Annotated in this window: 16 protein-coding genes; 4 read left to right on the top strand and 12 right to left on the bottom strand. The window is 32.7% G+C overall.

Annotation, left to right across the window (positions count from 1 at the left end; translation table 11 throughout):
- Positions 1–34 precede the first annotated feature (34 nt).
- Positions 35–1099 carry an endonuclease/exonuclease/phosphatase family protein gene (locus BXY80_RS03785; protein WP_120199870.1) on the bottom strand — a complete coding sequence of 355 codons (1065 nt, stop codon included), beginning with the start codon at positions 1097–1099 and terminating at the stop codon, positions 35–37.
- A gap of 137 nt (positions 1100–1236) precedes the next feature.
- Between BXY80_RS03785 and BXY80_RS03790 the strand changes: the two genes are divergently transcribed.
- From BXY80_RS03790 to BXY80_RS03800, 3 genes are all read left to right on the top strand, one after another.
- Positions 1237–4056: a carboxypeptidase regulatory-like domain-containing protein gene (locus BXY80_RS03790; protein ID WP_120199871.1), complete on the top strand. Its 2820-nt coding sequence runs from the start codon at positions 1237–1239 to the stop codon at positions 4054–4056.
- 36 nt (positions 4057–4092) lie between these two features.
- Positions 4093–5616: a DUF5689 domain-containing protein gene (locus BXY80_RS03795; protein WP_120199872.1), complete on the top strand. Its 1524-nt coding sequence runs from the start codon at positions 4093–4095 to the stop codon at positions 5614–5616.
- A 71-nt stretch (positions 5617–5687) separates the two neighbouring features.
- Positions 5688–6065 (top strand): hypothetical protein, encoded by a 378-nt coding sequence (locus BXY80_RS03800; protein ID WP_120199873.1) that lies wholly within the window; start codon positions 5688–5690, stop codon positions 6063–6065.
- 361 nt (positions 6066–6426) lie between these two features.
- On the opposite strand, the gene BXY80_RS03805 is transcribed toward BXY80_RS03800, so the two are convergent.
- The 4 genes from BXY80_RS03805 to BXY80_RS03820 all read right to left on the bottom strand — a co-directional run bounded on the left by BXY80_RS03805 (position 6427) and on the right by BXY80_RS03820 (position 16043).
- Positions 6427–8340 (bottom strand): OmpA family protein, encoded by a 1914-nt coding sequence (locus BXY80_RS03805; RefSeq protein ID WP_120199874.1) that lies wholly within the window; start codon positions 8338–8340, stop codon positions 6427–6429.
- A 19-nt stretch (positions 8341–8359) separates the two neighbouring features.
- A complete protein-coding gene (locus tag BXY80_RS03810) occupies positions 8360–9268 on the bottom strand; it encodes a PorP/SprF family type IX secretion system membrane protein (protein WP_120199875.1) in 909 nt (302 codons plus the stop codon).
- A gap of 103 nt (positions 9269–9371) precedes the next feature.
- Complete coding sequence (locus BXY80_RS03815; protein WP_120199876.1) at positions 9372–14858, bottom strand: T9SS type B sorting domain-containing protein; 5487 nt, start codon at positions 14856–14858, stop codon at positions 9372–9374.
- 228 nt (positions 14859–15086) lie between these two features.
- A complete protein-coding gene (locus BXY80_RS03820) occupies positions 15087–16043 on the bottom strand; it encodes an endonuclease/exonuclease/phosphatase family protein (protein ID WP_120199877.1) in 957 nt (318 codons plus the stop codon).
- A gap of 71 nt (positions 16044–16114) precedes the next feature.
- Here BXY80_RS03820 and hflX point away from each other — a divergent pair, with 71 nt between their 5' ends.
- The gene (gene hflX, locus BXY80_RS03825; RefSeq protein ID WP_120199878.1) at positions 16115–17323 is read left to right on the top strand and encodes a GTPase HflX; all 1209 of its coding nucleotides are present in this window, start codon (positions 16115–16117) and stop codon (positions 17321–17323) included.
- Positions 17324–17373: 50 nt separating this feature from the next.
- Here the strand turns inward: hflX and BXY80_RS03830 are convergent, their stop codons facing one another.
- From BXY80_RS03830 to sufD, 7 genes are all read right to left on the bottom strand, one after another.
- The gene (locus BXY80_RS03830) at positions 17374–18315 is read right to left on the bottom strand and encodes a DUF3078 domain-containing protein (protein WP_120199879.1); all 942 of its coding nucleotides are present in this window, start codon (positions 18313–18315) and stop codon (positions 17374–17376) included.
- Positions 18316–18451: 136 nt separating this feature from the next.
- Positions 18452–18958 carry a DUF2480 family protein gene (locus BXY80_RS03835; protein WP_120199880.1) on the bottom strand — a complete coding sequence of 169 codons (507 nt, stop codon included), beginning with the start codon at positions 18956–18958 and terminating at the stop codon, positions 18452–18454.
- 49 nt (positions 18959–19007) lie between these two features.
- The gene (locus tag BXY80_RS03840; protein WP_120199881.1) at positions 19008–19331 is read right to left on the bottom strand and encodes a DUF59 domain-containing protein; all 324 of its coding nucleotides are present in this window, start codon (positions 19329–19331) and stop codon (positions 19008–19010) included.
- A gap of 2 nt (positions 19332–19333) precedes the next feature.
- The gene (locus BXY80_RS03845; RefSeq protein ID WP_120199882.1) at positions 19334–19756 is read right to left on the bottom strand and encodes a SufE family protein; all 423 of its coding nucleotides are present in this window, start codon (positions 19754–19756) and stop codon (positions 19334–19336) included.
- Positions 19757–19788: 32 nt separating this feature from the next.
- Positions 19789–20280, bottom strand: coding sequence for a hypothetical protein (locus BXY80_RS03850; protein ID WP_120199883.1), 492 nt, complete (start codon positions 20278–20280; stop codon positions 19789–19791).
- A 142-nt stretch (positions 20281–20422) separates the two neighbouring features.
- A complete protein-coding gene (locus BXY80_RS03855; protein ID WP_120199884.1) occupies positions 20423–21637 on the bottom strand; it encodes an aminotransferase class V-fold PLP-dependent enzyme in 1215 nt (404 codons plus the stop codon).
- An 18-nt stretch (positions 21638–21655) separates the two neighbouring features.
- Positions 21656–22969 carry a Fe-S cluster assembly protein SufD gene (gene sufD, locus BXY80_RS03860; protein ID WP_120199885.1) on the bottom strand — a complete coding sequence of 438 codons (1314 nt, stop codon included), beginning with the start codon at positions 22967–22969 and terminating at the stop codon, positions 21656–21658.
- Positions 22970–23040 lie beyond the last annotated feature (71 nt).

Genomic DNA, 23040 nt, shown 5'->3' on the forward strand with positions numbered 1-23040 from the left:
CGCTTTTTTATAGTTATAATTATAATTTACTCAGCTATTCTATTTTTTTTATAACATAAACATAAACAGGAAAGTGGTCACTAAAACCATTAGTAAAACTACCGTTAGAAAAACTTCGTTTGGGGTATCCTTTATAACGTCCTTTTTTACTTATTAAATAATTTTTATTAAAAATCCCTGCTTTATAATATCTAAATGATGAGTAATCTTTTTCTAACAATGGTTTAGTAATCATAATTTGATCAAATAAACTCCATGCATCTCTATACGCATTAGAACCCAACCCTTTTTTAAAGAAGTTTTCCATTGGGTTGTAAATTCCTTTCAATCCAACTTTACTCCTATCACTCTGCGCTTTTAAAACGTCTTTAACACTTGAGTTGGTTGGATTATCATTTAAATCTCCCATTGTAAATATTTTAGCATATGGGTCAATAGATTGTAAAGAATCGATAATACGCTTACTTACTTTGGCTGCTGCAACTCGCTTTGGTCTACTTCTTGCCTCACCACCTCGTCTAGATGGCCAATGGTTAACGATAATATGTATTAGCTCTCCATCTAATTTACCACTTACAAGCAATTGGTCTCTTGTAAAAATACGCTTCCTAGTCTGATCATCATAAATTTTTAATTCATGTTTACTCTCATTTATAGGTCTAAACAATTTTTTTTGATATAATAACCCTACATCAATTCCTCTAGCATCTGGAGAATCAAAGTGTATAATTCCGTAATCTTTAGCTAATAATAAGGTGTCATTTACCAAATCGACAAGAACCTGTCTATTTTCAACTTCAGAAACTCCTATTATAGCAGGTGTGTTGCCTGTTACATCAGCTCCAATATCTGCAATAACCTGAGCCATGTTATGCACTTTCTTTTTATAAACCTCTGCTCTATTGGTTTTCATTTCCATAATAGGGCTTGCTTCATCAAACTTATTTGGATCATTTATAGTATCAAATAAATTTTCTAGATTATAAAACGCTACTGTATGTACTTTAAACTTTGTTTTTTGTTTTTTTTCTTCTTGGGAAAAAAGACCAAACGACAACAGTAAACAAATGATTGTTACCGAAAACTTTAATAATTTCATCGACTGTATATTATGTTATTGTTATTATGTATACAAATGTTACGCCAAAAGTATGTATTTATTATAAATAATGTAAATTTGCAAGCCTTAAATAACTATTATTTAATGCACAACAACTATTAATTTTAAAATTAGGCATGAAAAAAAGTTTTTTTATTTTTTTATTCGGAATTTTTTCTGCGTTCACAGTTCTTGCTCAAGACACTATTGTTAAAGGAAGTGTTCTAGACGGAATAACAGGAGAACCTATTCCAGATGTAACCATTACAATTGAAGAAACCTCACAAACAGCTACAACAAATGCTTTAGGAGAATTTAGTTTTACAACTAAAGTCCCTTTAGGAGAGCAAGTTTTAAAGGTTGAAAAATTAAACTATGTTACTAAACGTTATCCTATTGTTGTAAACGAAGGTAAGACTGTTGACATTAGTGGTATGACATTAGATTTCGATCCAGGGAGTGAATCTGATCAATTTACAATTTCACTTTCTGATGACGAACTTAATGATGATACTAGTGGAGCAGATAATATTTCTGGTTTATTATCATCGTCTCAAGATATCTTTCAACGTACAGCAGCATTTGAATTTAGCTCATCTTTTTTTAGAGTAAGAGGATTAGACTCAGACAATGGTTCTGTTTTAATTAACGGAATTGAGATGAACAAACTCTATAATGGAAGACCACAATGGAGTAATTGGGGCGGTTTAAATGATGTTGTTAGAAACCAAGAGTTAACATCTGGTTTAACACCATCGGCTTATAATTTTGGAGGTGTTTTAGGTACAACCAATATAAACACGAGAGCTTCTAATTATAGAAGCGGTGGTCGTTTAACCTACTCATCATCAAATAGAAGTTACACCAACCGCTTAATGGCAAGTTATGCTTCTGGTTTAGTAGAAGGTGGTTGGGCATATACAATTATGCTAGGAAGACGTTGGGGAAATGAGGGTTTTCAAGACGCTTCATTATATGACTCTAATTCTTTTTTCGCTTCTGTTGAAAAGAAAATTAATGACAAGCATAGTATAAATTTCACTTCTATTTATGCACCAAACAGAAGAGGTAAATCGTCCCCAAACACACAAGAAGTTTATGATTTAAAAGGTATAAAATATAACGAATATTGGGGTTATTTAGATGGTGAAAAACGTAACTCACGTATAAAAGAAGTTGAAGAACCTATATTAATGTTAAACCACTATTGGGATATTAACTCAAAAACCTCATTAAATACAAACATAGGTTACCAATTTGGTAAATTAGGCAATAGCCGTTTAGACTATGCTGCGGGAAGAAACCCAAGTCCGGCCTATTATCAAAATTTACCAAGCTACTTTTTAGCAGATAATGATGGTCCTGATTACGCTGGAGCATATGTTGCCGAGCAAGAGTTTTTAAACAATGGTCAAATAAATTGGGTAGATATAATAGATGCTAACTTAAATGCATCAATTGATGGTTTAGGTGCTTATGCATTATATGAAGATAGAGTAGATGATAAGCAATTAACTATTAATTCTATTTTAAGTACCGAATTTAATGAAAATGTTTCTTTAAATGCATCACTTAATTATAAGAAATTAAAGTCTGAAAATTTTGCTGAAGTTATAGATTTATTAGGTGCTTCAGGCTATTCTAATGTTGATTCATTTGATGGGTTTCAATACGATTTTCAAAATCCAGATAGAATTATTGAAGAAGGTGATAAATTTAAATACAATTACAACTTAGAAGCTAATATAATTTCTGGTTATGCAAATGCATTATTTAAATATAATAAAATTGACTTTTATGTCTCAGGAAGCATAACAAAAACAGACTATCAAAGAGAAGGTTTATATCAAAACGAAGCCAATATTGAGCTTGATAACTTAGGAAATGTTATTTCTGACAATTCATCAGGTAAAGGTAAAAAATTAGATTTTACTGGATTTGGTGCTAAAGCAGGATTCACTTATAAAATTACAGGTAAACACCTTTTAGATGTTAATGCAGGTTATATTACCAGAGCACCTTCGTTAAGAAACACATATTCTAACTCAAGATCTAATCATGATGTTATAGGCATTGTTAATGGTGTAAATGTAACTGGAAAAGAAATCACAGAAGAAAAGATATCGTCAGTAGATGCAAGTTACATCTTTAGATCCTCTATTGTTAAAGCCAAACTAACTGGGTTTTACACAAAAATAGAAGATGCTAATGAAGTTTCTTTTTACTATGCAGATGGTGTAGGAGGTTTTGAAAGCCAAAACGGAACCTTACAAACGAATGAGTTTGTTTCAGAAGTTTTACAAGGTATAGACAAAAAACATATTGGTTTTGAATTAGGAATTGAAGCTCAAGTAACACCAACAATTAAATTAAAAGGTGTTGCATCAATAGGACAATATACTTATGATAATAATCCAAATTTTTACTTGACTTCAGATAGCCAAGTAGCAACATTTGGTGATGGAACAGCAAATCTAAAAGATTATAAAATTGCTGGCGGACCTCAACGTGCTGCTTCTATCGGTTTTGAATATAGAGACCCTGCTTATTGGTGGTTTGGTGCTACAGCAAACTTTTTCTCTAATGCCTATGTAGATGTTAGCCCAATAACAAGAACAAGTAGTTTTTACTTAGACCCAACAGATGGCTTGCCATTAAATGATTATGACCCAGCAATAGCTAGAGAGTTATTAAAACAAGAAGAATTTGATAGCTACATGGTTGTTAATCTTATTGGAGGTAAATCATGGAGAATTGGAGATAAATATATTGGCTTTTTTGCTAGTGTAGGAAACCTTTTAGATAAACAATATAAAACAGGTGGTTTTGAGCAAGCTAGAAATGCTAATTATACAGAATTACGTGAAGATGTAAGTAATCCAAAAAGAAGGTTTGGACCAAAATATTGGTATGGGCGTGGTACAAATTACTTTGTAAATGTGTACCTTAGATTTTAGAAAAAGAAAAATTAATAATACAATACACTTAACATTATGAAAACGAATAAATTTTTAACCCTATTACTAGCTTTAGTTGCTAGTATTGCTATTACATCTTGTGTAGAAGATGATGATTTCTCAATTCCTAGTGATTTAGGCGAAGAAGAAAATATTGCTTTGCAAAATATTTTGGCTGGTATTGCTGATGGAACGATTGATGAAGTATCTATTGCTGAGTTAAAAGCTATGTATGATTCTGACCCAAACAATGATGGTGATAATGATGATGCCATTCCATTTCAAGTAGATACTGACATTGTTGTAAAAGGCTATGTAAGTTCATCTGATCGAACTGGCAATTTCTATAAAGAAATATACATCCAAGATAATTTTGAAAATCCTACAGCTGCGATTAAAGTAATTATAAACCAAACAGACCTTTACAATAAATATAATAAAGGGCGTGAAGTATATATTAGATTAAATCCTCCAACTAACTCAAATATCCCTAATGGCTTATTTATTGGTGAAGAACGCACAGGAAATAATGTTATTACAATTGGAGGAGGAACCGAAACTGATCAATTTGGAACAACAGTAACTAGTTTGGGTACAGCTCAAGCTAACTCTAGAATGTTTCGATCTACAACTACAATGGATATTGTACCATTAAATATATCTTTTGATCAAATCTCTGATGATAACATAGGAATGTTTGTTCAAATAGATGGTGTAGAATTTCCTGACTATCTTAGTAATGAGAACTATTTTGATCCTCAAGAAGATTTTGACACACAAAGAACCCTACAAGCTTGTTCTGGATTTTCTTATTCAAATTTCATCTTAGAAACAAGTTCTTTTTCTGACTTTAAAAACGAATCATTACCAACAGGTAACGGCTCAATTTCTGCCATTGTAAGTAAAACCTTTGATGCTAGTAGCTTAATATTAACATTAAATTCAACAGATGATGTTAATTTTGATGGAGAGCGCTGTTCTCTATTAGATATTACAGATTTTAGTGAAGTTTTTAATGATGATTTTGAATCTATGTCAACTAACGCTACTATTTCTGGTAATGGCTGGACAGCTTTTGCTGAAGAAGGAACTTATAACTGGAGAGCATTAACGACTACAGATAGCGGTAATCCAGGTCCTGGAAATAAAATTGCCTCTATGGGAGCATATAACTCTGGTGTTACAAGTAATATAACTTGGCTAATATCACCAAGTATTGATCTTGACGCGCAAGATTTAGAGTTCGTTAACTTTCAAACATCAAATAGTTTTTCTGATGATAGCGAATTAGAATTACTAATCTCTACAGATTGGGATGGCATTGAAGCAAATATAACTTCAGCTACATGGACAACGCTTCCTGGAATAATAGTATCTGATGATGCGTATTATCAAGACTGGGTAGATTCTGGCTTAATTAATATTGGCTCATATTCTGGCACAGCTCATATTGCTTTTAAATACATTGGTGGAGATAATAGTGGAAATAATCCACCAAATACAGGAACAATTGATGGTACTTATGAAATAGATAATTTTAAAGTATTAGTTCAAGACTAAAACTCTTTTTATATATAAAAACAAAACCTGCTAATTTAATTAGCAGGTTTTGTTTTTTAAAATCTTACTTAATGATATTATCCGATCAATTCTTTTTTAGTGTATTTAATCACTATAAAACTAGATACAAAAAGCATGCTAATACAATAGCAATAGCTTATATAACTTTATTACAATCTTCATTAGTGTTATTATTAGGCGTATTCTTTTCGGTGTTTTTAAAACAAATGAATACTACAACCATGTCTTCCACAAAAGCTTGGGTATTATTCTTTTTAACTGTACTAGTTATCTACTTTAAAAATTGGTTAAAATATAGTGGTAAAACACGTAAAATATTAAATGCTAAAGCCAACAAAAGCAAATCTCAGGGCTTTAATATCTTTGCACTTTTCTTATTACCATTTGGTCTTATTTTTATTGCGTTACTTTTATTAAAATCCTTTTAACGTAAGTTAATATAATAAATCTAAATACCCATTTTATGTCATAATACAGTTTTAAGTGTCATTCCAAACTTGTTTCAGAATCTCATCAAATAGAATATTAGTTATTTAGAATGAGAACCTGAAACTAGTTCAGGTTGACGTAATGTTTTATTCGAAGGTGGTTTACCTACTAAGTCAATACTTAAAATAAGAACTTAAAACCTTTAGACTTTGCTCAAGGTAACAAAGATTGACTTTTTACTATTCCTTTTGCACAAGTAATAATCTTAAACCTAATCAAATTCAGGTCTTTAAAGAAAAAAGCTCCATCAAATTAATGATGAAGCTTTTAAAAATTGGTTAGTTAGTAATCTATATAAATTTATTGATTCTGTGGACCTCCACTTATTATAATAAACTCTGATCTTCTGTTTAATTGGTGTTCGTCTTCTGTACAATTAGAACCACAATTAACTTTTAATTCATTTTCTCCTTTTCCTTCTCCGGTAATTCTTGCTTTATCAATACCTTTAGATATTACATAAGCAACTGTAGTTTTAGCTCTTCTATCAGACAACCTTTCGTTATAAGAAGCAGAACCTCTACTATCTGTATGTGATGTTGCGTTAATTATTAAATCAGGATACTTTGTCATAATTTGAACCAATTTATCTAACTCAAAAGCTGCTTGTGCAGTAATGTTAGATTTATCAAAATCAAAATAAATAGGATTTAACACTATACGATCTGCAACTATAATTTCTTCAATTGGATCTAGCGAAATACTTACAGCTAATTCTTCATCTTCAGTACCATTAACTGGTACTTTTCTACTTTCGTAACCATCCATAAACACTTCAAGTTCTGTGTTTTTATTCGTTTCTATAATAAATTCAACAGTACCATCAGAGTCTGTTACTTTAGAAAGCACTTTATTTCCTTGATCATCATATAAATCTACCGTTGCAGCATTTACAGGGTTTCCGGTTTTACCATCGGTAACTGTAGCAGTAATTAAAACATCATATAAAGGCTGTAATTTTTTAATTGCGTAGATATCATCACTACCTAAACCACCATCTCTGTTTGATGATAAAAAACCTTCTTCTGTTTCTTCATTTATTTGAAATGCAAAATCATCTGCATTACTATTAATAGGAATCCCTATATTACGTATAGGAGCTATTTTTCCGTCGATTTCTTTTGTGTGGAATACATCTAAACCTCCTAGCCCTAAATGCCCATTAGAAGAAAAATATAACGTTCCGTTGCTGCTTATAAATGGGAACATTTCTTGACCTTCGGTATTTACTTTTTGCCCTAAGTTTTCTGGTTCTCCTAAAGTACCGTCGTCATTAATACTAGCTTTATAAATATCATACAAACCATAACCTCCAGGCATATTTGATGAGAAATATAATGTTTTACCATCTGCACTTACAGAAGGATTTTTAACAGAATAGTTATCACTATTCATAGCAAAACCTTCTATATTATCCCAACCTGAACCAGCTTTTGTAGCTTTAAACATGTGTAATTGGCTGTATCTAACTTTAGTGATTGAATCTTTTTCGTAAACTTTTTCGAAATAACTCTCTCTAGAAAAATACATGGTGTTACCATCTGGACTAAACGCAACAACACCTTCATGATATTTTGTATTTATCTTATCACTTAAGAGTGTAGCAGCTTGGTAGCTTCCATCATCGTTTTTATTAAGTTCATAGATATCTAAAAACGGTTGCTCATTCCATCCATAATTTTTTCTATCAGCATTTCTTGCTGAAGTGATATAAAGCTTCCCATCTTTTAAAGTTCCACCAAAATCTGAAGACTTTGTATTAAACCCAAGATTTTGAACATTGAATTTTTTTCCTTTTTCTAAAATTTTAGGAAGATAATCTGGGTTTTTATTAAATGCTATTGCTCTATCATCACTAGGACGCATAGAAGCAAACTTAGCCATTTGTGTATTAGAAGCTTCATACTTACCATTGGCTTTAAGCATTTGAGAATATTTATAAATCATCTCAGGGCTCTCAGATGTTTCTAAGGCTTTTGCATACCAACGTTCGGCTTCAACGGTATTAAATATGTTATAATATGATTCTGCTAATTGACCATAAACGTAAGCATCGCCTTTACCGTCTTCTATTAACTTAGCATAATCCTCGGCTGCTTCAACAAATTCAAATCTTGAAAAATGCTTATCAGCTCTTTTAGTGTCTTTATTTTGAGCAATTAAGCTTAAACTACTCAAAATTGTAATTGTAAAAAGTATACTTATTTTTTTCATAATGTTTAACTTAATTGTTTTAGAAATATCTTGGTGAACGTGAAACTTTTTTCGGGAAATTTAAATCAAACAACAATAAAAATTCATGTGATGAAGGCGCATACTTTTTAATATCTGAAGTTACACTATCGTAAGCATATCCAATTTTTACTGTTGGTGTAATATTAAAGTTTATCAAGCCCGAAAACGAATCGTCTAATCTATACGAAGCTCCAATTTCAAATTTTTCATAGAACAATGCATTAAGGTTAACATCAAAAGATGTAGGCGCGCTAAATGCAGATTTAACCATAAAAGATGGTTTTAATTTTGTATTTGGAGATACCTGAAATACATATCCACCTGTTACAAAATAATGTGCTTCTTCAGACCCCAATTTATTTCCATTTGCATCTAAATGCACAGAGTTTAAAATATTAGGTACAGATACCGATAAATAGTAATTATTACTATAGTAAAACACACCAGCACCAATATTAGGTGTTGTTGAATTTATATTTTGAAAAAATGGATCTGTTGGATCAATTAAATCTATACTCTGACCACCAATTCCTATATCATGAAATGTTGCACCAGCTTTAAGACCGAAAGCCAAACGTTGGTCGCCTCCTAATTTTAAAGTATAAGAAAAATCTGCATACGCATTAGTTTCTTTTACGGGACCTACTTCATCTGCTATAACAGAAAGACCAATTCCTACTTTTTCTCCAACAGGAAGATGACCAAAAAATGTTCCCGTTTTAGGAGCACCTTCAATTCCTGTCCATTGTGTTCTATATAATAATCCAAATGATAAATTCTCTTTTGAGCCTGCATATGCTGGATTAATCACATTCATATTATACATGTACTGCGTATATTGTGGATCTTGCTGCCCATACATTTGCGTTGCTACGAGCAATACAATAACGATATAAAGTTTTTTCATCTGTTAGTTTTTTGTTTTTAGTTGTATTTTGAAACTTGTACAATAAACATTTCGTTTTTTATACAAATGTTTATTGTACGTGTTTCAATTTAGTTGGTTGTTGTTAGTTTAATCTTTGAATGTAAACCCATGCGCTTTTGCGTTTACCTTTTTCATATTCCATAGTATAGAAATACGTGCCAACAGGTAACTCTTCGCCATCATTGGTTTGTCCATGCCATTCGTTAGTATAATTAGTTTTTTCATAAACTAATATTCCATTTCTATTGAAGATTTCAAGTTTTTGAACATCATAACTACTTAAATCAAATGTATCATTTTGACCATCATTATTTGGTGATATCCCCTGAGGGATTACGCAAGACTCTAACTCTACTACAGGTCTTATTCCTGCAATGTCAGTACATCCAGTATCATTATATGTAACTTCAATTTCATAAGTTCCTTCTTCAAGAACTGGAAGTGTTAATCCGTTTTCTCCAGCAATTAAACTACTATCTCTATACCAAGCAATAGTAACATTATCTAGCGAAAAGTTGTCTGCAATAGCAGTAATAATAATTGGAACAGTTGCATTAGGACATACTTCATAATCAAAATTAACATCAAAACTTGCAATCGGTAATGGATTAACAATAAGATCAAAATCAATTACAGAGTAGCAGTCAAAAGCAGTACTATTTTCAACTCTTGTCCAAATAGTTTGAGAAGAACTACTGTACAATGTTGATGTGTCAATTGCATTTACATTAGCTTCTGCATCTGCTTCGCTAGTATGATACGTTACAGCAAAAATACTTGGGTCTTGAGTTCCTAATACATTAGCATCATGAGCAGCTAAATCAAAATCTGTAATACCATCTGCATCATCATCACATTCTTCTATATCTACGCTAATAGCTGTAGGTTGAGGGCCAGAAATAAATAATTCAAAATTTCTTATTGAGCTACAAAAAGCAGCATCAGCATCTGTAAACCTTACGTATATTGTTTGCGGATTAGAAGTGTTATTATAAGGTGATGTTATTGGGTTGATGTTTTGTGCAGCATCTCCTTGACTTTCATGGAATGTTATATTAAACATAGATGCATCTTGCCCATTAAGGAAACTAAAATTTGCAATATGCCCAACCAAATCAAAGTTTTCTACCTCATCAGCAGAAATATCATCACAAGTTACTATTTGATCTATTGGGTCTATAGCAACTTCATCACCAAATGTAACAAGGATTTCATCCTCTGCTTGCGCATCACAAGTGCTGTCAAAAGCAATTACTTTATATGTACCTGAACCTAATCCTGTAGCTTCTGCTGTATATGTATCTGTTTCTTCTCCAGGAATTAAAACGTCATTTAAATACCACTCATATCTATCAGCAAATGGAGAAGCAGCATTTAAATCATATGTTGTAAAGCCACATAAGTCTAAATCTGAACCTAGCTCTACAGCAATTTCTCCTGTAACTGTTCCTGCACTTTGGTCTCCCAAATTAGTTTGAGTTACTTGAATTATTCCTGGATTTGTATTAGCTATTGGATCAAAGGTGTAATTAGTTACTAAAAGTAAATAAAGTTCGCCTTCAACTGCATTTTGCAACGTTATTGATTCTGTTGCTGCTCCAGAATAACTACAATCTACTATATTACCAAAAGGGTAAAATGCTTGATTAGTTGTGTTATTAGGACATGTTGGACAATCAACTAATAAATCTAAATTACAATAATGATTAGGGTCATTATCAGCAAGGGCAGGATCAAAAGGTCCCCAAAGCACATAATCTACATCTAAATCATCACCAATAGGCATGTCATTTTCATCAAACGCTGTGTTTTGAACAATTGTGATTAAAATTTCTCCTGAGCTTCCTATGTTAACAAGATTATACGTTGGGTTAGGAATTGTTCCTAAACAAGCAACATCTCTATCATCATCAACATTTACGGTATTTGGTGTATAAAGTATGTCACTATCTGTGCCTCCGCTACAATAATTAATTGCAAGGTCACAATCAACATTTTGAGGTGCTTCATAAGGTGTTATACATAAATCAAATATAGTGTCTTCAGGATTACCGCCTCCAGAATATACTCTAATAAAATAGGTGTTACCTATAACTAATTGAGGTGTTATGCTTGAGAGTTCATCTGTACAAGCAATCTCAACTAATGCATTACATGTTCCTTCATATACTGCATGATCAATATTAAATGTATTACTTCCTGTAAGGTTAGCTAAAGCTATTAATTGGAATTCGCTTGTAGCTATAAATTGAAACCAAACATCATCGTCAGCATTTCCACCACATGATGGTGCTGCTACTCCTGAATCTCCAGCTAATGCAAGAGAGCCACGTGTTCTTTGCGCACAAATAAAATCATCATTTACAACAGCCACTACAGCATCACAAGGGTCATCATTTATTGGAGGACATACTAAATTAAATATAGGACTTGTAAGTGTACAATCTGAATCTTGCAAGCTCGCCACAAACACTCGCACATCTTGTAGAGTTGGGAAAGGTCCAGCCTGATATGTACCAGGTGTTGTAACTTGAAGTGATGTTGCATCACTATCATTAGTAATCTCAAGTGTTGTTGCGTCTCCTAAATCTGTAATATTAACATCTACAAATACTTGGTTATTATCACAATCGTCAACTTGAGTGTATGTAACTGTTGCTAGTGTACAATTAAGAATGCCTACATCTACAGTAAAATCGAGTGTTACACCAAAGGCTCCATTATAACATGGGTTTGGTGTTTGTTGTCCACCATCTGCAGTTCCAATACGCATTCTGTGTAATCCAGGCGTAGCTGTTACTGGCATTAAAAAAGAAGCATCTAAAGTTGTTGGGTTATCTCCTAATGATTCTCCTTGGTATACTAATTCGCTTGCATCAAATATAAGGTTGTCATTAAAGTCTATCCATATATTAGTCCAATACGTAAATCCTGTTTCAAAAGTAATAGATAGGTTAGTTTGTATGCCAGGGAACACACTTACTGGTGTTGCAGTATGATCTTCATACATCACATCTCCAAAACTAGTGAAATCTGTAGCTACAACGGTTACACTTGCAACACCATTACCATCATTACTTGTAGGTTCTGAGATACAATAACCTGTATAGAAGCTAGAAGGTCCAGTCCAAATACTTAATCCGTCTGTACCACAATCTCCTTGAACATAAAATTCATAATCTGTATCAGCTGTTAATCCTGTAATTGTATGTGGGTTACTTACTCCCGTTTCTGTTGGTACTCCTGTTGGAGGTGTTCCAGCTACTACAACTTCTATATTCCATGTTGCAGCAGAACCAACTGGTGTCCAAGTAACATCTGCCGTTGTAGAGCTTACTCCGGTTGATACTAACATTGTTGGAGGGAAACACGTTGGCGCTTCATCAAATGTAACATCATCAATTGCTATATCATCAGTAAAGTCTCCTGTTACAGTTTCAGAAAATATAAATCGTGCTTGAACATCTCCAGTAATCGTTAAAGGGCTCAAATCTATTATCTTAAGTTCCCAACCTGCAGTATTTGTATTGTAAGTCCCAACATTATTCCATGCTGCTCCATCCCAAACTTCTACATCTAGAGTAGCATTGGCATCGCCTTCATTATCACTAATTTCATAAAAAGATAATGCAGGGTTTGTTAAACCAGACACATCTACAAATGGACTCACTAAAGTTGTTGGGCCATCATCGCCTGAAGCATCAACCCAAGCAAAATAGTCATTAGTTGCAGTGGATCCTGTAATTGTACCATTATCTCCAATGTGGTTAAAACCTGGATCGTTATCAAAATTCCAATCTTCTCCACCATTCATGCTCCAACAAATTGGAATTACTCCTGCATTTTCAAAACCCTGAGTATAAGGTGCTACAAAAGTTACACATTCTGTAGTAAAGGCAAAAGGGCCTGTCCAACCACTAAGGTTTCCACCACAATCTGCTTGTACATAATATTCATAATCTGTAGCTGGTAATAATCCAGATTCAGTATATGGGTTTGAAACACCACTTGCTGTTGGTGTCCCTGTTGCAGGTGTACCAGCTGTTACAATTTCTACATTCCATAAAGTAACCGCTCCATCTTGAGACCAACTTAAATCTGCTCCTGTTGATGTAAAATTGTTTGCCATCAAAAATGTTGGCGCAAAACATGAAGGTGCTTCATCAAAAGTAACATCGTCTATTGCTATATCATCATAAAAATCTCCAGTTACCGTTTCTGAAAAAATAAATCTTGCTTGTATATCTCCAGTAATTGTTAAAGGGCTTAAATCTATTATTTTGAGCTCCCAACCAACTGTATTAGTGTTATAAGTACCAACATTATTCCAAGCTGCTCCATCCCAAACTTCTACATCTAAAGTAGAGTTTGCATTACCTTCATTATCACTAATCTCGTAAAAAGACAGTGCTGGTGTTGTTAATCCTGACACATCTACTAAAGGAGTTGTTAGGGTTGTTGGGCCATCGTTTCCAGAAGCATCAACCCAAGCAAAAAAGTCGTTTGTTGCTGTTGTTCCTGTAATTGTTCCATTATTTCCTATATGCTCAAATGCTGGATCGTTATCAAAATTCCAGTCTTCACCTCCACTCATGCTCCAACAAATTGGAATAGCTCCGGCATTTTCAAACCCTTCACTATATGGTGCTGTAAATGTCACACATTCAGTTAAAAAATTAACTGGCCCAATCCATGGGCTAAATTCACCACCACAATCGGATCGCACATAAACCTCGTAAGCTGTTGCAGGGTTTAAAGTCATGGCAACATAAGGTGCGTTTGAATCTGTTGAATCTCCAGATCCAGCAGGTTGTCCTGTTCCAGCAGTTTGAACAGCTACTTCCCAATCTGTTTCTCCACCACCTGGTGTCCATGATATATTTGCTGTTGTTGCTGTAGCACTGTCTACCACTAATCCATTTGGTTCAGGGCAAGTAACTTCAAATATATTAACCAAATCAAAAGCAACTCCATCTGAAGTAACTGTAGTATCTGAGCCAAAGGCAACTCTTATAAACACACTAGATTCTCCAGCGAGTCCTACAAGTGCATGACGCGCTACGACCCATCCTTGAGAACCATTATTAGCTACCTCTCCAGACCATCCTTCTAGTTGACCTCCAGGACTCCCATCAATATCCACATTATTAAACCAATTATTAGGATCACCTACAGCGCCTATATTTTGCCAAGATGCTCCATTATCAATTGACGACTGAATCACTGTTCCGTCCCAACCGTTTTCAGAATTCCACCAAATACTAAACTCAATAGATGGCGCTGCTAAAGCTGAAAAATCAAATTCAGGACTTGTAACAGTTGATGCCTCACTACTATTATATGTTCCTGTTAAATTCGTAGCCCAAGCATTAGCTCCGGAAGCTGCACTATTGATAACAGCTCCAGCTGGAGCTCCAAGAGCCCATGTTCCTGCTGTAGTATTGTCGGCAACCCAGCCGCCATCACCAGCTTCAAAATCTTCAACATAAGGATATGTTGTGATTTGGGCATTAGCTTGCCAACTCAATAAGATAGTAAACAGAGCTAAAAAGAGAGTAATTTTCTTCATTTTGTGTTGATTATTATTAGTTGTTATTTTTATTCACTGATATTAAACACATTATTATAATTGTATACTTAAAAGAAGAAAATTCTATAAACTAAACATTATAAATACGTGCTGAATAAGTATCCGAAGATAAAAAAAATGATAGTTAACAAAGCGTTAACATTGTTATAATAGATAAAAGACGTTTATCATCGACGAAAGGAATTGCGGCTTAAAAAAGTAAGCTGTTTATTTTCTTATTTTAATAAAAACGGGGAAGTGATCGCTATAACCTCCTTTGTATTTTTTGCCTACATAAGTACGATATGGTTGTCCTTTATATTTTCCTTCGTGTTGCGTTAAAAATTTCTCATTAAAAATGTTTGCTTCATCAAACTTAAAACGCCCTTTTTTTGTTTCAAAAAAATTGACAGAAAATAAAATTTGATCAAAAAGATTCCACCTAAAATTATGGCTTTGGCTTCCTTTTTCATAAGACCATAAGGTTTCCATTGGGTTAAAAAGATTACCTATTTTTACAAGTTGCTTTACACTAGTATTATTGGGGTTATCGTTAAAGTCTCCCATAACAATAATTTTAGGATTAACTTCATTTTGCTTTAAGTTTTCGATTATTTCTAAAAGCTTGTTAGAGGCTGCTATTCTCTTATAGGCTGTTTCTTTTTCGCCGTCTCTTCGTGATGACCAATGATTTACAAGTAAATGTGTTTTTTCATCTTCAAGCATTCCTGAAACCAATAGAATATCTCTAGTAAAGTCTTGCTCTCCTTTTTCATCTTCTAAATACACAGAAAATATTTTAGAACTTTCAACCACAAAATTGTCCTTATTATATAGTAACGCAACATCAATACCTCGTTCGTCTTTCGAGTCATAATGAACAAAACCATAGTTATATGGTTCTAAATCTTTGCTCTTAATTAAATCTTCAATTACATCTTTGCCTTCTACCTCAGCCAGTCCAACAATTGTTGGTGCTTTATTTGAATCTTCAAAACCAATTTTAGAAATAACCGAGCCTAACTTATAAACCTTTCTTTCATAACGTTTTTTTGTCCATCGTTTTTCTGAACTTGGTAAAAAGTCATTATCATGAGTTGACGCATCATCAACTATATTAAATAGATTCTCTACATTATAAAAAGCAACTGTATGTATGTTATTGATTGTTTCTAAATTCTCCATTTCACAAATTTAAATTTTAAAATGTAATAGAGGTACTTGCATTTATGTAACTTTGCACATTATTTTTATTTATGATTGAGAAAAAAGACATAGAATTAGAAAAAGCTGTTTTAATTGGTGTTGTTACTAAAGCGCAAAATGAAGAGCGCTCCAAAGAATATTTAGATGAGCTTGAGTTTTTAACTTACACAGCTGGAGGCGAAGTTTTAAAACGCTTTACTCAAAAAATGGAAATGCCTAATCCAAAAACATTTATTGGATCTGGTAAAATGGAAGATGTTAGACAGTTTATTGAAGACAATAATGTAGGAACCGCCATTTTTGATGATGAACTTTCTGCCGCTCAAGAACGTAATATCAGTAAAATACTAGGTTGTAAAGTATTAGACAGGACAAATCTTATTCTCGATATTTTTGCACAACGTGCTCAAACTAGTTATGCGCGCACCCAAGTAGAATTAGCACAATGTGAATATTTATTGCCGCGTTTAAAAGGAATGTGGACACACCTAGAACGCCAAAAAGGTGGTATTGGAATGCGTGGTCCAGGTGAAACCGAAATAGAAACTGATAGACGTATTGTACGTGATAAAATTGCATTGCTAAAAGCAAAAATTAAAACCATTGACAAGCAAATGGCTGTGCAACGTGGTAATCGCGGTAAAATGGTTAGGGTTGCTCTTGTTGGTTATACCAATGTTGGAAAATCAACTTTAATGAATGTGATTAGTAAAAGTGAAGTGTTTGCAGAAAACAAACTATTTGCTACTCTTGATACAACTGTTAGAAAGGTTGTAATTCAAAACTTGCCATTTTTATTAACAGATACTGTTGGGTTTATCCGAAAGCTGCCAACACAATTAATAGAGTCTTTTAAAAGTACATTAGACGAAGTTAGAGAAGCAGATTTATTGCTTCATGTTGTAGATATTTCACATCCTAATTTTGAAGAACATATAGCGTCGGTAAATAAAATTTTAGGAGAGATTGATAGCTCTAATAAACCAACTATCATGGTTTTTAATAAAATTGACACCTATACCGCTGAACCTTTTGATGATGATGATTTAGTAACCGAAAGAACATCTATACATTACACGTTAGATGAATGGAAAAAAACATGGATGAATAAAGTTGGAAACAACGCTTTATTTATTTCTGCTTTAAACAAAGAAAATCTTGAAGCATTTAAAAAGCGTGTTTATGATGAAGTACGAGAAATTCATGTCACACGATTTCCTTATAATCATTTCTTGTATCCTGATTATACTGAAGAGTAAATAAAAAAAGCACGCTAATTAGCGTGCTTTTTTTATTTACTGAGGTATTATTAAAACTTATAACTAAGTCCTAAAGTCCAGTACGTTTGTAAATCATTATCTACATTACCAAATGTAGGTGTTGGGTCAGTACCCATTGGATCAAAACGCCCTAAAGCATAATTTAATGCTTCTTGCTTATTGCTTCTTAAACCAAAGTCAAAACCAACTCCAATCATTTTCCATAACGTGTATCCAAAAGAGTTTGTCCAGGTCCAATTAGAAAGGTCTCCGCTTTTATAACTTTGAAACATTGATAGATTAGATTTAAAACCTATAGCTCCAATTTGTCTTGTGTAATCTGCTACAATCTTTGCTCCTAAAGACGAATCAAAAATAGCATCATTATCAGCAAATACAAAGTTGTAATTTAAAGGATGAATAACAACGATTAAATCTTGAATTGGTGTCCATGTTGCACCAACACCAACATCTAAATATCCTGGGTCGTTAAAGTTGTCTAATAATGTTGTTCTATATTCTGTTAATCCTGAAACAGCCCATTTTTCACTCAGTTTTCTTCCGTATAAAGATGAAATGTTAAATACATCTGTTGTTGGGTTAAAATCATCGTCATCTAAATCTGTATCCTTGTCATCTAATTTTACCCAGTTTAAATTAGTAGTTAATGCATTTCTCCAAAAGAATTTATCTTGAAGTAAATTAGCATACCCATTAACTGTAAAGCCAATATTTCCTGATGAATTATTTGGTGTTCCTTGAGCATACCAATTATTGAAGTTTGATAAACTTCCTCCAATAGTTCCAAAAGCTCCAATTTTCCAACCTGGAAGTGCATCTATTTGAGCTTGTATTGCATCTGCTTCTCCTTGCAATGCATCAGCAGCAGCTTGCTTTTCTGCTTTTTGAGCTTCTAATTCTTCTTTTGTTTGAGAAAAACCAAAAGTAACTATTAACATTAATAATACTGTAAAAAGTGATTTTTTATTCATTTTTCAAATTTTAATTAATTCTATTTAAAGATTTTGCAAATATAAGTCATAGATGTTTTCGTACAAAAATAAGAACTCACATATAATCTTTATAAAACACATATGGTTAAGACACGTACTAAAATACTAAGTCACTCTATTTCTTTTTGAATAATGGCACTGCAGAACATGCTTCACCATACATTATAGATTTAGCAATTGGAGTAAGTTTTTGAGCCAATTGTAAATAAGCACTTTCTGGAACTGGTTTATTTGAGCATCCTTTAATTATTATTGGTTTGTCTTTATATAAAGACACCTCTATATTGTTAATGATGTCTTGATAAATAGATGTTTCTAAAGTTTCGAGGTTTCCTATACTCGTTTTTTTAGCATAAGGTTCTAAATTAATACTTAAAAGCATGTAAGCCCAAGCTGGTATGATAGCATCTGTAGAACATGTAAGTGCTACATACGCATCTTTATATTGAGACCAATCATGAGTAGCCACATAATTTCTAAATTCTTTTTCGCGAAGCACAAAACCCTCAAATAGCCAATCTTTAATATCAAATAAAACACGCTTGCCTATTGGATAATAATCTTCCAAATCGACAACAACTAATTTGCTATTAGCTACTCTATTTATGATTTCGTCTGACATATATAAAACCTCTCAATTATGACCTAGATAACATTTAATTTTAAACTAATTAAAGCATTCCTAATTCTAACTTAGCTTCTTCACTCATTAAATCTTGAGTCCAAGGTGGGTCAAAAGTAATTTCTACTTCAGCAGATTTTACTTCGTTTAATGATTTTACTTTTTCTTCAACTTCTAATGGTAAAGTCTCAGCTACAGGACAATTAGGTGTTGTTAAAGTCATTAAAATTTTAACGTCGTAATCTTCATTTACAAAAACATCGTAAATTAATCCTAATTCATAAATATCTACAGGAATTTCTGGGTCGTAAATCGTTTTTAATACATTTACTATTTTTTCACCTAACGCGTTAGTATCTATAGTTGTTTCCATTTTTAATTTAATTGTGTTTGGTATGCAATTGCATACATTTTAAGTTGTTTCACCATACTTACCAAACCATTTGCTCTTGTTGGTGATAAATGATCTTTAAGCCCAATTTTATCTATAAAATCTGTATTGGCTTCAATGATATCTTTTGGATGCTGATTAGAAAATGTTCGAATTAAAATAGCGATAATGCCTTTGGTTATAATAGCATCACTATCTGCAGTAAACTCTACTTTATCAGCATTCATTTCTGCATGTACCCAAACTTTACTTTGGCATCCTTTTATAATATTGTTTTCTGTTTTATACTGTTGGTCAATTAAAGGTAAATCTTTACCTAAATCAATCATATATTGATAACGTTCTTCCCAATCTTCAAACATTGAAAATTCGTCTATTATTTCTTCTTGAATTTCTTGAATACTCACAACATACTTTTTTAACAAAGATACACTATAATCTAGTTTTTTTGAACCTCTTCTTTCATAGAGATTAACTTATTTACAAGCTCATTAATTAACTTTGGCGGACGTCCATGATCAAAACCATTTGTTATATACGATTCATCTTTGGTGTCTATTTTTAAAGTAGCCATAGGCTTCTCATCATGTCTAAATGTTGTTGAAGGTGGTTCTAATTCTGGTAAGATTTTTGTGTCTAAAGCAGTATACAAACCCATAAGCTCATCCCATTCTTTTTCTGGACATGCAAAAGTTACTTTATCTTTAAAATCTCGTTCTTTAGCAAAAGAAATAGAGTCTTTATTGACCCAAATTATTTCAAAAAACCCTCTTGTTGATGTACGGTATGTAAAGGCTAAACTATCTTGTTCTTGCTTCGAAACTCTTAAAAATTCTTCAGTAGCGTTATTTTCAGAAATGGTTTGTAACTGTTTTTGGTCACATTCTTTTGTCAACAAAACTATTGCCAATATGCTCATTACTATTTTCATGTGTCTTTATTTATTTTATTAAATCGGTCACATGCTGTTCGCTTTAGTCATTCCTCTAAAGGATGAAAACTCTTAGCATGCTCGTTTCATATGTTCTAAGTATTACTTATTTATAAATAACTTACAAAAAAGAAGCCAAATTTTAAGACAACATCATTTTTGCTTTCTTAACACCTTCAACTAAAGCATCAATTTCTGTTTTAGTATTATAAAATGCAAATGACGCTCTAATGGTTCCTGGAATCTTATAGAAATCCATAATTGGTTGTGCACAATGATGTCCTGTACGCACTGCAATTCCCATTTTATCTAAAATTGTTCCAACATCATAAGGATGAATCCCTTCTAAGTTAAAAGAAATCACTGATGTTTTATGCTTAGAAGTTCCATAAATCTTTAAGCCTTCAATCTCTAAAAGTTTTTGAGTGCCATAATCCAACAATTCATTTTCATAACTAGCAATAGCATCAAAGCCTATATTATCCATATAGTTTATGGCTGCTCCAAAGGCAATGCCACCACAAATATTTGGTGTTCCAGCTTCAAATTTATGAGGCAACTCTGCATAAGTTGTTTTTTTAAACGTAACCTCAGCAATCATTTCTCCACCACCTTGATATGGCGGCAATTTGTTAAGCCATACTTCTTTTCCATATAACACACCAACACCTGTTGGTCCACACATTTTGTGTGCAGAAGCTACATAAAAATCAACATCTAACGCTTGAACATCTGTTTTTACGTGAGGACACGCTTGAGCACCATCAACTAAAACAGCAGCTCCAACATTATGTGCTTTATCAATAATTTCTTTGATAGGATTAATGGTTCCTAAAGCATTTGAAATATGATTTACAAAAACTAGTTTTGTTTTATTTGAAAGCAAAGCGTCATAATCACTCATGACTAATTCGCCTTCAACATTCATAGGTATAACCTTTAAAATCGCTCCTGTACGTTCACACAACATTTGCCAAGGCACAATATTACTATGATGCTCTAACGTCGAAACAATAACCTCATCACCCTTTTTTAATAAGGCTGAAAATCCATTTGCAACTAAATTAATACTATGTGTTGTACCTGAAGTAAAAATAATTTCGTGTGCATGCTTTGCATTAAAATGATTTTGAATGGTTTGCCTTGCCGCTTCGTATTTGTCTGTTGCTTCTTGACTCAATGTATGAACACCTCTATGAATATTTGCATTGTAGTTTGAATAATAATCTACAATAGCATCAATAACCTGTTGCGGTGTTTGTGATGTTGCTGCATTATCAAAATACACCAAGGGTTTACCATTAACATGTCTTGAAAGTATTGGGAAATCTTTTCTTATGTTTTCTACTTTTAACATCAATTGTTTTTAAATAGATTACAAATCAAACCCAATATTTACACCTAGTTTAGTAGCTATAATTTTTGTGATACGTTGTTTTAATTCAGGAATTTTTACTGAGCTTAAAACATTATTACTAAAGGCATACATTAATAAAGCTTTGGCTTCTTTTTGAGGAATACCACGTGAACGCATATAAAACATTGCGCTTTCATCTAACTGCCCAATAGTACATCCATGAGAACATTTAACATCATCGGCAAAAATTTCTAATTGCGGTTTAGTATTTATAGATGCTTTATCACTAAGCAAGATATTATTGTTGGCTTGAAATGCATTAGTTTTTTGAGCTTCCTTTTCTACAACAACTTTTCCGTTAAAAACGCCTGTAGCATTATCACCAAAAATACCTTTATAATCTTGGTGGCTTTCACAATTTGGCTCAATATGATGTACTAAAGTATTATGGTCTACATGTTGCTTTTCTCCAATTATGGTTATCCCTTTCATTGTAGAATCGATACGCTCTCCATTTTGATAAAAATTCAGGTTATTACGTGTTAGTTGTCCACCAAACGAAAATGTATGAACTGAAACATGACTTTCTCTTTTTTGGTTGATAAATGTATTATCTATTAGAGATGCATTTTTATTGTCATTCTGAATTTTATAGTAATCTACAATAGCACGTTTGTTTGCAAATATTTCTGTAACACTATTCGTTAATACTGGATTATCTGTTAAACTCTGGTGACGTTCAATAATTTGAACATGAGCGTTTTCGTCTACTACAACTAAGTTACGTGGTTGCAACATTAATGCAGCTTCGTTACCAGTAGAAAAATGTAGAATTTGAATTGGTTTTTCTACCAATTTATTTTTTGGAATATGAATATAAGCACCTTCTTGAGAGAATGCCGTATTTAACGATGATAGACTATCTTTAGTGGCTATTTTATTAAAATAATTTTCAATAACTAAACGATATTTTGGCTTTGTTAAAGCTGCAGACATTAAACACACATCTATACCGTCATGTGTTGTTTGTGATAAATGTGATGAATATTTCCCGTCAATAAATATAATCTTATACGAGTCTATATCATGAATGAAGTATTTTTTAACATCTGTATATTCAATAGCATTTTCTTGTTTTGGAAACACACTAAAATCAGACTTTAAAACACTTTTAAGTGATGTGTATTTCCAATCTTCGTCTTTTTTTGTAGGGAAACCTTTCGCTTCAAAGGTTTTTATAGCTTCACTTCTAACATCATGAATAGGAGTTTCTACATCAACTCTGTTTTCAAATGCTAAAAACGATGATACTAATTTTTCTTTTAAATCCATTTTGTTCAGTTTTCAGTATTCAGTCTCAGTGAACAGTAATGCCTGTAATACTAGAGCTGTAAACTGTGTAC

The sequence above is a fragment of the Ichthyenterobacterium magnum genome, from assembly GCF_003610635.1.
In the GTDB taxonomy this organism is placed as follows: domain Bacteria; phylum Bacteroidota; class Bacteroidia; order Flavobacteriales; family Flavobacteriaceae; genus Ichthyenterobacterium; species Ichthyenterobacterium magnum.

Coding starts and splice junctions, on each gene's coding strand:
- BXY80_RS03835 (WP_120199880.1), bottom strand. CDS start 18,958: ATGTCAGACGAAATCATAAATAGAGTAGCTAATAGCAAATTAGTTGTT.
- BXY80_RS03790 (WP_120199871.1), top strand. CDS start 1,237: ATGAAAAAAAGTTTTTTTATTTTTTTATTCGGAATTTTTTCTGCGTTC.
- BXY80_RS03830 (WP_120199879.1), bottom strand. CDS start 18,315: ATGAATAAAAAATCACTTTTTACAGTATTATTAATGTTAATAGTTACT.
- sufD (WP_120199885.1), bottom strand. CDS start 22,969: ATGGATTTAAAAGAAAAATTAGTATCATCGTTTTTAGCATTTGAAAAC.
- BXY80_RS03840 (WP_120199881.1), bottom strand. CDS start 19,331: ATGGAAACAACTATAGATACTAACGCGTTAGGTGAAAAAATAGTAAAT.
- BXY80_RS03785 (WP_120199870.1), bottom strand. CDS start 1,099: ATGAAATTATTAAAGTTTTCGGTAACAATCATTTGTTTACTGTTGTCG.
- BXY80_RS03815 (WP_120199876.1), bottom strand. CDS start 14,858: ATGAAGAAAATTACTCTCTTTTTAGCTCTGTTTACTATCTTATTGAGT.
- BXY80_RS03805 (WP_120199874.1), bottom strand. CDS start 8,340: ATGAAAAAAATAAGTATACTTTTTACAATTACAATTTTGAGTAGTTTA.
- hflX (WP_120199878.1), top strand. CDS start 16,115: ATGATTGAGAAAAAAGACATAGAATTAGAAAAAGCTGTTTTAATTGGT.
- BXY80_RS03795 (WP_120199872.1), top strand. CDS start 4,093: ATGAAAACGAATAAATTTTTAACCCTATTACTAGCTTTAGTTGCTAGT.
- BXY80_RS03820 (WP_120199877.1), bottom strand. CDS start 16,043: ATGGAGAATTTAGAAACAATCAATAACATACATACAGTTGCTTTTTAT.
- BXY80_RS03810 (WP_120199875.1), bottom strand. CDS start 9,268: ATGAAAAAACTTTATATCGTTATTGTATTGCTCGTAGCAACGCAAATG.
- BXY80_RS03800 (WP_120199873.1), top strand. CDS start 5,688: ATGATATTATCCGATCAATTCTTTTTTAGTGTATTTAATCACTATAAA.
- BXY80_RS03850 (WP_120199883.1), bottom strand. CDS start 20,280: ATGAAAATAGTAATGAGCATATTGGCAATAGTTTTGTTGACAAAAGAA.
- BXY80_RS03855 (WP_120199884.1), bottom strand. CDS start 21,637: ATGTTAAAAGTAGAAAACATAAGAAAAGATTTCCCAATACTTTCAAGA.